This window comes from Methylophilus sp. 'Pure River' (genome assembly GCF_046765995.1).
Taxonomy (GTDB): domain Bacteria; phylum Pseudomonadota; class Gammaproteobacteria; order Burkholderiales; family Methylophilaceae; genus Methylophilus.
On sequence record NZ_JBKOUE010000003.1, the window covers coordinates 249,212 to 262,241 of the forward strand.

15 protein-coding genes are annotated in these 13,030 nt (G+C 52.7%); 5 read left to right on the plus strand and 10 right to left on the minus strand.

Features of this window, described 5'->3' with window-relative positions; translation table 11 throughout:
• Window positions 1-8 precede the first annotated feature (8 nt).
• Genes ACIDE9_RS04940 through glyA form a run of 3 tightly spaced genes read right to left on the minus strand, consistent with a single transcriptional unit; the run spans window position 9 to window position 2,140 of the window.
• Entirely contained in the window at window positions 9-386 is a 378-nt protein-coding gene (locus tag ACIDE9_RS04940) for a hypothetical protein (protein WP_024929304.1), read from the minus strand.
• A gap of 20 nt (window positions 387-406) precedes the next feature.
• Window positions 407-871, minus strand: coding sequence for a transcriptional regulator NrdR (gene nrdR / locus ACIDE9_RS04945; protein WP_411993180.1), 465 nt, complete (start codon window positions 869-871; stop codon window positions 407-409).
• Between the two features lie 21 nt (window positions 872-892).
• Window positions 893-2,140 (minus strand): serine hydroxymethyltransferase, encoded by a 1,248-nt coding sequence (gene glyA, locus ACIDE9_RS04950; protein ID WP_194742669.1) that lies wholly within the window; start codon window positions 2,138-2,140, stop codon window positions 893-895.
• 140 nt (window positions 2,141-2,280) lie between these two features.
• Between glyA and ACIDE9_RS04955 the strand changes: the two genes are divergently transcribed.
• The gene (locus ACIDE9_RS04955) at window positions 2,281-2,439 is read left to right on the plus strand and encodes a hypothetical protein (protein WP_411993181.1); all 159 of its coding nucleotides are present in this window, start codon (window positions 2,281-2,283) and stop codon (window positions 2,437-2,439) included.
• Window positions 2,440-2,523: 84 nt separating this feature from the next.
• Here the strand turns inward: ACIDE9_RS04955 and ACIDE9_RS04960 are convergent, their stop codons facing one another.
• Window positions 2,524-4,542, minus strand: a complete 2,019-nt coding sequence (locus ACIDE9_RS04960) for an AsmA family protein (protein WP_411993182.1) — start codon at window positions 4,540-4,542, stop codon at window positions 2,524-2,526.
• 142 nt (window positions 4,543-4,684) lie between these two features.
• On the opposite strand from ACIDE9_RS04960, the gene iscX reads away from it, so the two are divergent.
• From iscX to ACIDE9_RS04975, 3 genes are read left to right on the plus strand one after another with little or no spacing between them, the layout of a single operon-like run.
• On the plus strand, window positions 4,685-4,879 hold the full coding sequence (gene iscX, locus ACIDE9_RS04965; protein WP_194742671.1) for a Fe-S cluster assembly protein IscX: 195 nt from the start codon (window positions 4,685-4,687) through the stop codon (window positions 4,877-4,879).
• Window positions 4,880-6,286 carry a phosphomannomutase/phosphoglucomutase gene (locus ACIDE9_RS04970; RefSeq protein ID WP_411993183.1) on the plus strand — a complete coding sequence of 469 codons (1,407 nt, stop codon included), beginning with the start codon at window positions 4,880-4,882 and terminating at the stop codon, window positions 6,284-6,286. It begins immediately after the preceding gene.
• 11 nt (window positions 6,287-6,297) lie between these two features.
• On the plus strand, window positions 6,298-6,804 hold the full coding sequence (locus ACIDE9_RS04975; RefSeq protein ID WP_194753989.1) for a TIGR02281 family clan AA aspartic protease: 507 nt from the start codon (window positions 6,298-6,300) through the stop codon (window positions 6,802-6,804).
• A gap of 36 nt (window positions 6,805-6,840) precedes the next feature.
• Here the strand turns inward: ACIDE9_RS04975 and ACIDE9_RS04980 are convergent, their stop codons facing one another.
• The 5 genes from ACIDE9_RS04980 to ACIDE9_RS05000 all read right to left on the minus strand — a co-directional run bounded on the left by ACIDE9_RS04980 (window position 6,841) and on the right by ACIDE9_RS05000 (window position 11,741).
• On the minus strand, window positions 6,841-7,284 hold the full coding sequence (locus ACIDE9_RS04980) for a hypothetical protein (protein WP_194753988.1): 444 nt from the start codon (window positions 7,282-7,284) through the stop codon (window positions 6,841-6,843).
• Window positions 7,285-7,378: 94 nt separating this feature from the next.
• Window positions 7,379-7,741: a putative quinol monooxygenase gene (locus ACIDE9_RS04985; protein WP_411993186.1), complete on the minus strand. Its 363-nt coding sequence runs from the start codon at window positions 7,739-7,741 to the stop codon at window positions 7,379-7,381.
• Window positions 7,742-7,764: 23 nt separating this feature from the next.
• On the minus strand, window positions 7,765-9,318 hold the full coding sequence (locus ACIDE9_RS04990) for a M48 family metalloprotease (RefSeq protein ID WP_411993308.1): 1,554 nt from the start codon (window positions 9,316-9,318) through the stop codon (window positions 7,765-7,767).
• A gap of 38 nt (window positions 9,319-9,356) precedes the next feature.
• Window positions 9,357-10,988 carry an alpha-D-glucose phosphate-specific phosphoglucomutase gene (locus ACIDE9_RS04995; protein ID WP_411993188.1) on the minus strand — a complete coding sequence of 544 codons (1,632 nt, stop codon included), beginning with the start codon at window positions 10,986-10,988 and terminating at the stop codon, window positions 9,357-9,359.
• Between the two features lie 93 nt (window positions 10,989-11,081).
• A complete protein-coding gene (locus ACIDE9_RS05000; protein WP_411993190.1) occupies window positions 11,082-11,741 on the minus strand; it encodes a YoaK family protein in 660 nt (219 codons plus the stop codon).
• A gap of 209 nt (window positions 11,742-11,950) precedes the next feature.
• Here ACIDE9_RS05000 and pqqA point away from each other — a divergent pair, with 209 nt between their 5' ends.
• Window positions 11,951-12,022 carry a pyrroloquinoline quinone precursor peptide PqqA gene (gene pqqA, locus ACIDE9_RS05005; RefSeq protein WP_081624291.1) on the plus strand — a complete coding sequence of 24 codons (72 nt, stop codon included), beginning with the start codon at window positions 11,951-11,953 and terminating at the stop codon, window positions 12,020-12,022.
• 77 nt (window positions 12,023-12,099) lie between these two features.
• Here pqqA and ACIDE9_RS05010 read toward each other — a convergent pair whose 3' ends face one another.
• Window positions 12,100-12,915: a sulfite exporter TauE/SafE family protein gene (locus ACIDE9_RS05010; protein WP_411993192.1), complete on the minus strand. Its 816-nt coding sequence runs from the start codon at window positions 12,913-12,915 to the stop codon at window positions 12,100-12,102.
• Window positions 12,916-13,030 lie beyond the last annotated feature (115 nt).

Genomic DNA, 13,030 nt, shown 5'->3' on the forward strand with positions numbered 1-13,030 from the left:
CCGGACGCTTAGTGGGAAGAAATCTGGCTATGGGTTAAGCGCCCATCCTGGTCAAAATAAATGCGCAGGGCATGGTAAACATGCATGCACTTACCAAGGTCGTACTCCAGCGCATTAGCGTCTTCCAGGCTAGGACGCCCCAGCAACGCCATGACGGCTTCTTTTTTAGCGCCACGGATAAGGATGTGATTTTTCAGGTCGTAGGCCATGTCACCGCGGCGACATTCTTTTTGCACCGTATTGGCAAGCTCCATCCAGCGTGTCTGGTCAAACTTGTCACTGCCAAACACCGCCTGGTCTTTAAATGCCCACCAGGTAAAAAACACAATGGTGAGAATGACAGTGAATACCGCTAACGCAATTGCAGACAACTTGATCAGTTTCATGCCCCCCGCCACCTTTCGGATTATGTATCGCTATCGGTTACATCCAGGTCACGGATAGCGTTATGGAAATCATCCACGTCCGAAAAGCTTCTATACACAGAAGCAAAGCGGATATACGCCACCTGATCCATTTGTTTTAACTCTTGCATCACGGTTTCACCCAGCAGGCGCGCAGGCACTTCGCGTACGCCCAAACCGAGTACTTTTTGAATAATTCTGTCCATCGCCTTATCCACATATTCGGTCGGCACCGGACGTTTGTGCAACGCGCGCGTAAATGACACGCGCAATTTTTCGCGCTTGAACTCTTCGCGTGTGCCATTTTGCTTCACCACCTGCGGCAAATGCAACTCTGCCGTTTCATAGGTGGTAAAGCGCTTATCGCAGACCTGACAACGACGACGCCTGCGGATAGAGTTTCCCTCCTCATTGAGTCGGGAATCCACCACCTGCGTATCATCAGCACCGCAAAAAGGACATTTCATGGCTAAAAACGGCCGTAGAAATTACTTGCCGTACACCGGGAATTTGTCAGTCAAGGCGTGTACTTTGGCTTTCACCGTTGCAATCACTTCTGCATTTTCAGGGTTGTCCAGCACGTCGGCGATCAGGTTAGCCACTTGCTCGGCCTCAGCTTCTTTAAAGCCACGGGTGGTAATCGCTGGTGAACCGATGCGGATACCGGAAGTCACGAATGGGCTCTCAGGATCGTTAGGGATCGCGTTTTTATTCACGGTAATATGCGCCTGGCCCAGGAATGCATCAGCTGCTTTACCGGTCAAACCTTTAGGACGCAGGTCTACCAAAAACACATGTGACTCAGTACGACCAGAGATAATGCGCAGGCCACGTGCCGCCAGGGTTTTGGCCATCACGCTGGCGTTTTTCAACACTTGTTCTTGATAAACCTTGAACTCAGGCTGTGCGGCTTCGAGGAAAGCAGTCGCTTTACCGGCGATGACATGCATCAACGGACCACCTTGCAAGCTTGGGAACACGTTGGAGTTGATGGATTTTTCAAACTCGGCTTTAGCCATGATGATACCGCCACGTGGGCCGCGCAGAGTCTTGTGCGTAGTAGAAGTCACGAAGTCAGCATGTGGCACCGGGTTAGGGTACACACCAGCGGCGATCAAACCTGAGTAGTGCGCCATGTCGACCATGAAATAAGCACCCACTTTTTTAGCGATTTCGGCCATACGTGCCCAGTCAAAACGCAGGGCGTAAGCAGACGCGCCGCCAATCAGCAACTTTGGTTTGCACTCGATAGCAATACGCTCCATCTCGTCGTAGTCAATTTCCTCTTTGTCGTTCAGACCGTAAGGCACAATGTTGAACAACTTACCGGACAGGTTGGCCGGGGAACCATGAGTCAAGTGACCACCGTGGCCCAGGTTCATCCCCATCACGGTATCGCCTGGTTTCAGGATGGAGAAATACACAGCCTGGTTAGCTTGTGAACCGGAGTGTGGCTGTACGTTGGCATACTCGGCACCGTAGAGCGCTTTCAGGCGGTCAATCGCCAACTGCTCGACTTGGTCAACAAACTCACAGCCGCCATAGAAACGCTTGCCTGGATAACCTTCTGCATACTTGTTAGTCAGTTGCGAGCCTTGTGCTTCCATCACCGCTGGGCTGGTATAGTTTTCTGAAGCAATCAGCTCGATATGCTGATGCTGACGCTCTACTTCAGAAGAAATCATTGTGGCCAACGCCGGGTCTGCAACGCTTAAGTTTCTTGAAAAGCTAAACATGACGATCAAGTTTCCGTATTCACAAAAATAAAGCGTGATTTTACCATGAGGCGACCCCTGCATGCATCTTTAGCATCACACAGACAAAGACGCCCCGGTTTTGTGCTCAAACACTGCATCATCAAGTCACAAGAGAGTGGATGCAATCATTCAGTGCGCCAACAAGGCAACAACTGCACCAAATAAGTGCACACAATCCAACAGTTGCTGAACTGGCAGCAGACCGAAAAAACACAAAAACAAACTATCTATATGATTTAAATAGGATTATTAAACTTGGCACAACTTATGCTAATTAATAACCGTAAGCGTATATCTCCAAAATCGCTCCCTAAACCCAACTTCGGTTGGGTTCTTTTTTTGTCATCGCCCACAATAGGCCTTTAATGCTTGCGCGCTTTCAGTTGTTGCAGCGTTTTCTGGCAACCTTGATCTGCCGTATCTGACGCACTGCCAGGATCAAGAAAAGGCAGTATCACCGCAAATGGGTTAATCAACGCCAACAGCACCCCACCTGCAACACGCGCGGCAATCGGCCCTGGGCTCAGCGATACCTTGGGATCGACAAACGGCCCGGTGACCAGGATGGGCGAGCGCACCGTTAATGGTGAGAAGTTTTTCGGGCTGGCTTGCAGCTTGAGGTTAAGCTGTTCCTGGCCCAAATTAACATCACCGAGTACGTTCACGGTGGTCACCGGCGTATCGATAATGGCAGCCTCTGGCGTCAGCACGCCCTGCTTGGCATGCCAGCCCATGGCCGCACATTGCATGGGTAAAGGTTGATCGCCTTTCATCAGCACGCCCACGGCTTGCGCAATATCCAGGCCTGCCGCTTCCACCACCAGGTGTGAAATCTCGCCTTCGCGCACCATGAGTGCCAACTGACCATCTAGCGACTTAAGCAAAGCCGCCGTGGAGCGGCCACGTCCTTGCAAGCTGGCCTTGCCATTTAACTTGCCTGAAATATACGCCGGTGCCGCGTTGGCTGACGGTTGCTTGTCTGATGACTTTTTAGTGTCAGGCGTCACTTTCAGCCATTGCTCCAAACGGATATCGCGCACCGCCAACTGGATATCCCACTCGGGTGCTGGCGGTGGTGATAAGTCAGTATTGCTGGCATCATGCGCATCGATACTCAGGGCGCCTGTGAGCGTACCTTGTGCGGTACTGGCTTCGAGTTCAGCCAGGCTTAATTTGTGTTTAAGCAGGGTCAGGCGCAACTTCAAAGGTGAAATCCGCTGTTTAAAGGCATTGCCTAAATCCACCGCATCCAGATGCACATCAATATCTGCATTCATGCGGCCATAAGTAGTGAAATCGAGTGACTCGTCCGGAAAGAGTTTGCCTGGATGCGCTTTACCCTGAGTTGCGCCAAAGGCGGGAGCCAAATCAGCCAGCATAAGTAGCGTACCTTGCAATTTCCCGCGCAACATGGGTGTTTCAGGGGCAAAGTCATACACAAACTGCCCGGATAAACGGCTACGCCCAATGTGCGCAGAAAGAATATTCACTTGCCATTGATCAGTGCCTTTTTCAATGTCGGCACTGACTTTAAACGCAGCGGTACGTGGCAACGTCAGGTCAAGCAGATCGCCCACATCGGCCAGCGACCCACCCTTGACCTCCACCCTGCCTTTCACGCGCTGGGTGCCGAACAAGTCATATACCGCACCACGAAACTGTGCATTGACAGCGCCATATTTCAACCAGCCTTGAGAGTTAATCGGCGGAGACTTGCTGCCCTGTGTGGCTACTGGCAAAAAGCCTTGTGTCACGAGCTCGCCCAGTATCGGTAACTTGCGAAACTGGCCATTGACCTTGACGCGGGATTCCGGCGTGGCAAGATGTTCACCTTCTTCGGTAAAAAAAGTCACGGCCAGTTGGGCATCTGTGACGGCGTCAGCGACTTTTGCCTGCCCCTGATTCACCGCCAGCTGCTCAATCAGCGGAAAAGGCCGTGGCGGGCCGCTGTCATCTAGCTCAAACGCCCAACTTGCATGCCTGTCTGCACGGCGCAACAGGTAGGCATTCAGCTGATCCGCACGAATCGCTTCAATGCGATAAGGATCGGTTTCTTTGAGCGTCCATAGATCGCGATAACGCAACGCCAGGTCCAGACCATGTGCATCCACAAAATAAGGCGCGTCAAAGCCTTCTGGCGCCGATAGTTTTAACCCGCCGACTTGCAAGCGGATACCTCCCAGCAATTGCAAGCGAAACGGGCGCTCAATCACGACTGAACGGTGCAATTTATCTTGCAGCAATTGTTGCAACGGCTGACGCAGAAACGGCCACCCGGCGATTTCACAGGCAATCACGGCCAACACCAGCACAAGCAAGGTCCCGGCGACCCACCTGGTGACCGCTGCAGATTTTTTTGTTGTTATTTCCGTCTCATTCATAGCTTGTCATGATGACAATGATAAGCTGGCCTGGCTAGTCCTCCGAGGCTGACACGCGTGTAGGCCGATTCTGTCAAAGCGATTGCTGCTGTCAGTTATAATGAAGATATAAACACACCCTTAAATACTGGAGCCGATTGTAATGAAATGGACCGATAGCCAGCGTATTGCTGAAGACCTGTATGACAAATTCCCCGAGGTGGACCCAAAAACCATTCGCTTTACCGACCTGATGCAATGGGTATTGGAACTGGATGGCTTTAATGACGACCCAGCCCATTGTGGCGAAAAAATCCTCGAGGCGATTCAACTGGCCTGGATTGAGGAAGCCGAGTAAATGACCACTTTCCTGCCAGCGTCTATTTTCAAAGCCTACGATATACGCGGCATCGTCGGTGAGACGCTGACAGAAGACATTGTGTGCCAGATCGGACTGGCACTAGGCACACTGGCACAAGAGCGCGGCGAGCACAGCCTGTCTGTTGGCTACGATGGCCGTTTATCCAGCCCCACCCTGGCCGCCGCCCTTACAACAGGCCTCGTAGAAACGGGGATCAATGTCATAGCCTTAGGCATGGTCACCACCCCGATGCTGTATTTTGCGGCGCACTACTTAACGCAGACCAGCAGTGGCGTCATGATCACCGGCAGCCATAATCCGCCAGCATACAACGGCCTCAAAATGGTGGTTGCGGGCGAAACCCTCAGCAGCGAAGCTATCCAGGCACTCAAGCAATCGATTATCCAGCAGCAGTTCACTCAGAGGTCCCAGCCAGGCAAGCAATCGTTTCACGATATTCTTCCAGCCTATCAAGAAGCCATTGTGTCAGACATCCAGCTCGCGCGCCCCATGCGCGTAGTGATTGACTGTGGCAATGGCGTCGCTGGTGCTTATGCACCGGCCTTATTTAAAGCCCTGGGCTGCGAAGTGGAATCCTTGTTTTGCGAGGTGGATGGCCACTTTCCCAACCACCACCCGGACCCGGTTGAGGCCAAGAACCTGCAAGATGTGATACACACGTTACAGGCTGGCGAAGCAGAAATCGGCATTGCCTTTGATGGTGACGGCGACCGTCTGGGCGTGGTCACCAAGTCCGGCCAGATTATCCGCAGCGATCGTCAACTCATGTTGTTTGTTGAAGACGTGCTGCAACAACAGCCAGGCAGCAAAGTAGTGTTTGATGTGAAATCCACGCGTCATTTATCACCGTTTATACGCGAGCACGGCGGCAAACCGGTGATCTGGAAAACCGGCCACTCGCTGATGAAAGCCAAAATCAAGGAAACCGGCGCCGCTATCGGCGGTGAGCTTTCCGGCCACCTGTTTTTTAATGATGCCAAGCAAGGTAAGCCACGCTGGTTTGGCTTTGATGACGGCCTGTATAGTGCCGCCAGACTGTTGGAAATCATCAGCCGCAGCCCGGATGCCAGCGCCATGCTCGAAGCGCTGCCCGATAGTGTCAACACCCCCGAACTGCAAATTGCCATGCAAGAAGGCGAACCGCACGCCTTGATTGCCACGTTGCAACAATCGGCTCAATTTGCGGATGCGATTGAAATCATCACCATTGATGGCCTACGTGTGGAATATGCCGATGGCTTTGGCCTGGTGCGCGCATCCAATACCACGCCCGTACTCACGCTACGTTTTGAAGCGGATAGCGACGCCGCATTAACTCGCATTCAACAAACATTTAAACAAGTCATCAGCCGTGCCAATCCTGACTTGAAAATTCCGTTTTAAGCCACCATTGAATGAGCATGCGATATGCCACACAACGACTCTACTCTCGCGGGCGCGGCCTGCTTTACACACTGATCTGGCTGGGTCTTGCCGCGTTGGTCTGGTTTTTGGTCGACCGCGTGCAGCACCCGAACACCCTGGAACAAATCGGTCAGCAACAAGTCGTCAGCCTTAAACGCGGCCCTGACGGCCACTACAGCGCCGAAGCCCTGATTAACGGCGAACGTGTGCGCGTGCTGGTCGATACTGGCGCCACTGGCGTAGCCATTTCGCAAAGTGTCGCTGACCGTTTGGGCCTGGTCAGCCGCGATGCCATTAACACGCACACTGCCAACGGCAATGCGGTGTCTTACCTGGTGCGGTTGAAAACTGTGCAATTGGGTGGTGTGGTTGCGCATGATGTCGCTGCGACGATTTCACCGGGGCTGGAAGGCGATGCCCTGCTTGGCATGAGCTTTTTAGGCAGAATGGATGTGAGGTTGTATCGTGGGGTAATGACGATACGGGATGGTGAGTAGTACGCGTGAGCACACGGGTTGCCCACGCGCCGGCGATTATGGTGCCTCAGCTGGTAATGGTTTCCCTTGCTTGACAATGGCCACCGCCTGAGCAAACCGTTTATGGAACGTCGTTTCAGTTAAGGTTGTGGCGACATTCACCGTGACGCGGCGCTTGGTCACGACAGTGACCTTGGTGTCGTCGTCTTTCACTGGCTCCACCCAGGCACCCATGACTGCCCCCCAGGAAACCAGGTTCACGCCACTGCTGGTGAGCATATAGTGCTGGTCTCTATGCTCCTCAATCGCATCCGCACCTTCCCATCTGAAGACGGTTTTTGCAATTTCCCAAGCTTGCGCTTCTGTTACGGCATAGTTCTTGGTAGTGCCTTCGGCACCGCTTTGTTTCACTTTGACCACATCTTGCATGGTTGAGCAACCAGCCGCAGTCATCGCTAACGCCACTAACAGGGCGCTGGCAACGCTTCTTTTGATATTCATTCTTATTCTTTCAAATTATTAAGTAAAGATTGGTTAATCCAATCCGGCGCCACATTAGCAGATTTTGCGTAGCAAAGCCATGCGTTGCACACAGCTAGCGCCTGACGCCATATTCCAGCACAAACCACTGCGGATTCATTCCGGCCAGTGGCGCACGTAATGTCGCCAATTCCGCCTCAGGCCCATGCACTTCGATGCGCACCAGCGTAGACACCTCGCTCATCTCATGCAAAATCGGGCGCAGGTTTTCAAGATGGGCTAACAAGGCTGCCGCATTCTCAAAGCCTTCGCGGCAATGCGCGAGGTCGCCATCAAAACTAAAGCCATAATACAAACAGCCAGACTCGCGCGCTGACCACTCCACATACTTCTCACAGATGGCGCGAAAAGCAGCGGCTTTGCCAGGGTGAATCTCAAAATAAGGGGAAACAGAACAGCAGGTATCTTGGGTAGCCATCGCGCACTATCGTTGTTTAATTATTAATTTGCCAGCTCAGCACCTTCAACCACGACGCGGAAGAATTGCAATGCCGCCTGGTCCTGGATACGCACGCCAGTCGCCACCGAGCCGCGTTTGCCCGGTGCGATACCGCCCGTAATCAGCATGGATCGCGTCTGGTCAACCAACCGCCCGCGGTTATCGTATTGCAACATACGCACCTGCACTCGGCCAACCTGCACGCTGCTATTGTTCTGCACCGCGGCATACACCATGCCAGTGTTATCTGCCAACGGGCCAGAAGGCAGGTAGCGCGCGGGGTTGCGTGGTAAATCTATGCGCATGGCACGGCCAGCGGCCTCTTTACCGATCTCGGAATCCGAACTGGCAGCGAGTTGGTAGTGCTGCAAAGCCAACGAGGTCTCGCCGCGGCCTTCGGCAATCTGGCCAAGCAAGGCATAGCCAGGGGCGGTTGGCAGCAAGGCATTGGCTTTTTTCAGGAAAGGCTCGGCTTGCGCTTTTTTGCCATCATTAAACAAGGCAATCCCGCTTTGCACGTAGGGCTTGAAGTAGTCAGGCTGCATCTGAATCGCCTTGTCGTAAAAGGCCAGCGCTTCCGTGGTGTTTTTCTTGGTCAAGGCAATATCACCCAACAACTCCTGAAAGCGCGCCTCGTGCGGCTCGATACTGATCGCTTTTTTGGCCAACGTTTTGGCCTTTTCGGCATCGCCTTTTTGCAATGCTTCCTTGCCTTCGTCGTAGGCTTTATAGGCTTCACGCGTCGCCATGAGTTTGGCGACTTTTTGTGCATAAACGTCTTTACCCATCTCGCCGCCAGCGCCCAATTCTGCCAGCGTTTTCTTGTTATCATCCACACGCTCTTGTGACGGCGGATGGCTGGCAAACAGGCCGGAAATAAAGTCTTGCCGCTTGCCTTCGCTCAGGCGTACAAACGTCTCTTGCAAGGTGACGGCCGCAGCCGGGTCATAGCCTGCCAGTTTCATATACTTCATGCCATAGTGGTCAGACTCTGACTCAGCATCGCGGCCATATTTACTGGTAATTAACTGCCCGCCCAGCTGCGCGCCACCGACGACCAGGTTGGCATAATTAGAATCACGCGTAGCCAGTCCCACCGCCAGCATAGCGCCTTGCATAAACATGCCACGCTCCATGCCTTTGGCACCGTGACGCGCCGCCGCATGCACAATTTCATGGCCTAGCACGGCAGCTAACTCAGCCTCACTGTGCAACTCGTAAAGCAAGCCACGGTTAAAAGCGATTTTGCCGCCCGGCATCGCCCAGGCATTCGGTACCGAATCATTCAGCACCACAAACTCATAAGGTAAATCCGGTCGGTCAGAGACCGCCGCCAGTTTTTGCCCCACTTGCTGCACATAGCGTGTCAGTTCTGCATCCAAGGTGTAATCACCGCCTTGCGACTGGCGTGCAGGGCTATAATTTTGCTGGCCCAGTTGAATCTCTTTGTCTTGCGAGACAAACTGGAACTCGCGTTCTTTCGTCACCGGGTTGACGCCGCAGGCCAGCAAGCCTGCGGACAACACCACCGGGCAAAGAATACTTTTTTTTATCATGGTCATGCAGCCATTTCCCCGCGGCTATTCTATTGTTTTTACGTGATCACGGTTGGCTGTTGCCTGCCAGTGAGTGGCGGCAGTTGCGAAATCTGGTGTGACACGGCAATCAACTCTGCCAACGCCTCTTGTGCATCCAACTGCTGCTGCGCGGCATCTTCAGTAAAGGCTTCGAGGTAGACACGAATGGTTGCCCCTTCAGTGCCCGTGCCCGACAAACGAATGACCACACGCGAGCCGCAGGCGAACAAGATACGCAGTCCCTGACCAGTGCTGACCGAACCATCAACAGGATCCGTATAGCTAAAATCATCGACTGTTTTCACGGTATAACTGCCAAACACTTGCCCTGGCAGGCTGGAAAATTGCGCCTTGATATGGGCAATCACAGCATTGGCCTGCTCGGTGGGTACGCCTTCATAGTCGTGACGCGAATAGACATTGCGGCCATAAGTTTGCCAGTGTTTACGCACCAGGGACTCGACGCTCTCGCCAGTCACAGCCAGCAGATTGAGCCAGCACAACACTGCCCACAAGCCATCTTTTTCACGCACATGGTCGCTGCCCGTGCCAAAGCTTTCTTCGCCACACAAGGTCACGCGACCAGCATCCATCAGGTTGCCAAAAAACTTCCAGCCGGTAGGCGTTTCGTAGCAATCAATGCCCAGTTTAGCCGCCACGCGGTCAACCGCACCACTGGTCGGCATGGAGCGCGCCACGCCGGACAAACCTTGGGCATAGGCCGGAATCAGTTTGGCGTTTGCCGCAATCAACGCCAGGCTATCAGAAGGGGTGACAAAAAAGTGGTTGCCCAGGATCATGTTGCGGTCGCCATCGCCATCAGACGCCGCCGAAAAATCAGGCGCTTGCGTGCCGTAGGCAATCTTCACCAGGTCTTCGGCATAGGTAAGGTTAGGGTCCGGATGGCCGCCACCAAAGGTTTCTGAGACCTCGCAGTTCATCAGGCTGCTGGCCGGTGCACCCAGGCGCTCATCTAAAATGACCTTGGCATAAGGCCCGGTCACGGCATGCATGGCATCAAATTGCAGCTTATGGCCTGCGGCCAGCCAGCGTTTAATCGCGGCAAAGTCAAACATGCTTTGCATTAGGTCAGCGTAGTCAGCCACCGAGTCAATCACTTCAACTTCAAAACCATCCAGTGTGGTCACGCCTATGCTGGACAAGTCCACCTCGGGCAAATCGGCCAGTTTGTATTGTGTAATCTGTTTGCTATTAGCAAAAATGGCATCGGTGATTTTTTCTGGTGCCGGTCCACCGTTGCTGGTGTTGTATTTGATGCCAAAATCATCATCAGGCCCGGCCGGGTTATGGCTTGCAGAGAGGATAATGCCGCCAAAGGTCTGGTATTTACGAATGATGTGAGAGGCGGCAGGCGTGGACAGGATGCCGTTTTGCCCCACCAGCACTTTGGCAAAACCATTGGCTGCCGCCATTTTAATAATCACCTGAATGGCCTCTTTATTAAAAAAGCGGCCGTCGCCTCCCAGCGTCAGGGTAGCCTTTGCGGGAATATCCAGCGTATCAAAAATACTCTGCACAAAGTTTTGCAGGTAATGGGCTTGCTGGAACACGCGTACTTTTTTACGCAAGCCAGAAGTACCGGGTTTTTGATCAGAAAAAGGATGTGTTGCGACAGTTTGAATCGACATGGCCTTGGCTTCTTGAAATGTTAAAAACTCTAAACTTGATTGTATTACAAATCGGTGACAGTTTTATGTGATGGTTGGTCAAACATGCATGGTTTATCGGGCGCGATGGCCAATACCGAAATACAACGCCGATAAGCCGACGAGATGACACACTGGCCACCATAAGGCGTTAAATTGCTGCTGCATAAAAGCATAAGCACCTAGCACGCCGCCAGTGACAAAACCGCCAATCAGGATTAAGTAAAGCATTAGCCGTCTTTTATCAACTGCTTGACCACGCAAGCGCAGGCCGAATGCAATGCCGATATCCGTAAACAATCCAGACACATGCGTTGTGCGCACCACCGCCCCGCTAAAGGTGCTGGTCATCGCATTTTGCAATCCACAAGCGGCGGAAGCCAGCCACTGGCCGCTGAGCCAGCCCTGATTGAGCAACAACACAGCCACCGTGAGCAACCCCGCCTCTATCCACAGCGCAAGATGATATTGCCTGCCCAGCTTGAGTGCCTCATGACCAATGACCATGCCACTGATGATCGCGCCCAGCACAAAAAAGAGCATCACGCACAGCAAATGCAGCACTTGCAAGACGTCCCCTTGCATGATTTCAATTGAGAAAAAAGTAGAAATGCCGGTCAGGTGCGACACTGCCTGATGACGAAATCCCAGCACGCCAACGGCATTCACGAAGCCCGCATTCATGGCCAGTAAAAATCCGCCCAATTCTACCCAGCGGGGCAAGCGCTGCATCATGTCACATCCTCGTTTTTCGATTTGTTGTGCCAGCTCATTTTACGCTGCCAGCGCACAACGACAACAAAAATCATCCAGCAAAAACTACGTAAAATCATGAGCTGTTTTTACGGATTGGCTTCAGGGTGGTTTTGAAACACTGGCGTATAGTGACAGTCATACAAGTACATCAAGCACGATGTACTACCAAACAACCAAAGGAGACTATCATGTGGACTAAACCAGCTGCGACTGAAATGCGTTTTGGCTTTGAAGTGACGATGTACGTCATGAACAAATAATCCGTCTTATCTATTCAGATAGATTGAATAAAAAACCGCCAGAATACGGCGGTTTTTTATTGCCTGCAGTAGTAGACTCAAGCCAACTGCGACCACAGCAAATTGAGGCTCACACCCATCAAAAAGACGGCAAAAATACGTTTTAATACCTTGACCGGCAAACGCTTGGTCAGTGCCACGCCTGCCGGGGCAAATAGCACACTGAGCGGGGTAATCAGCATAATGGCAGGCAAATAGAGCAAGCCGAACGAATCTGGCGCATGTGCCGCCTGACGCATCGCATCTTGCAGATAACTCACTGTGCTCGCCAATGCGATCGGGAAGCCTAACACTGCCGACGTCCCGATCGCCTGCTTCACCGACACATTACGCATGGCCAGATAAGGCACCGTCAACGTGCCGCCACCGATCGACACCAGCGCAGAGATCACACCGATCAACAATGACACCAGGCTGATTTCCACCTTGCCCGGTACTTTGTGCTGGGTGGGTTTGCGATCCAGGAATAACTGAATCGCCGCAAAAAAAGTAAACGTGGCAAAAAACAGCGTCAAGTAAAACGCATCAAGGTGAATCGCCACCAGCGTTGCCAGCAAAGAGCCGATAAACGCCATCGGCACCATGGCCCAGACATAGGGCCAGACGATGTTCTGGTTTTTATGATGCGCTAGGATACTGGAAAGCGAAGTAAACACGATGCAGGCCATCGAAGTCGCCAGCGCCATATGAAAAGCTGCATCAGCCGAAAAGCCCTTGGCCACCAGCATGGCATGCAACATCGGCACCAACACAATGCCGCCACCAATGCCAAGCAACCCAGACAATACGCCGACCACCACGCCGATCAGGCAAAACAGCGCATATTGCTCAATAAATAACTGTATCCAGTCCATGCGACACTCATCCGTTGAAAGCGCAACAGTATAACGGCTACGCCGATGTAACTCACGTGATTCTCTGTTGTGTGATGCACTTTGCTTTTGTGACAACCATCACAATGCTCAACCA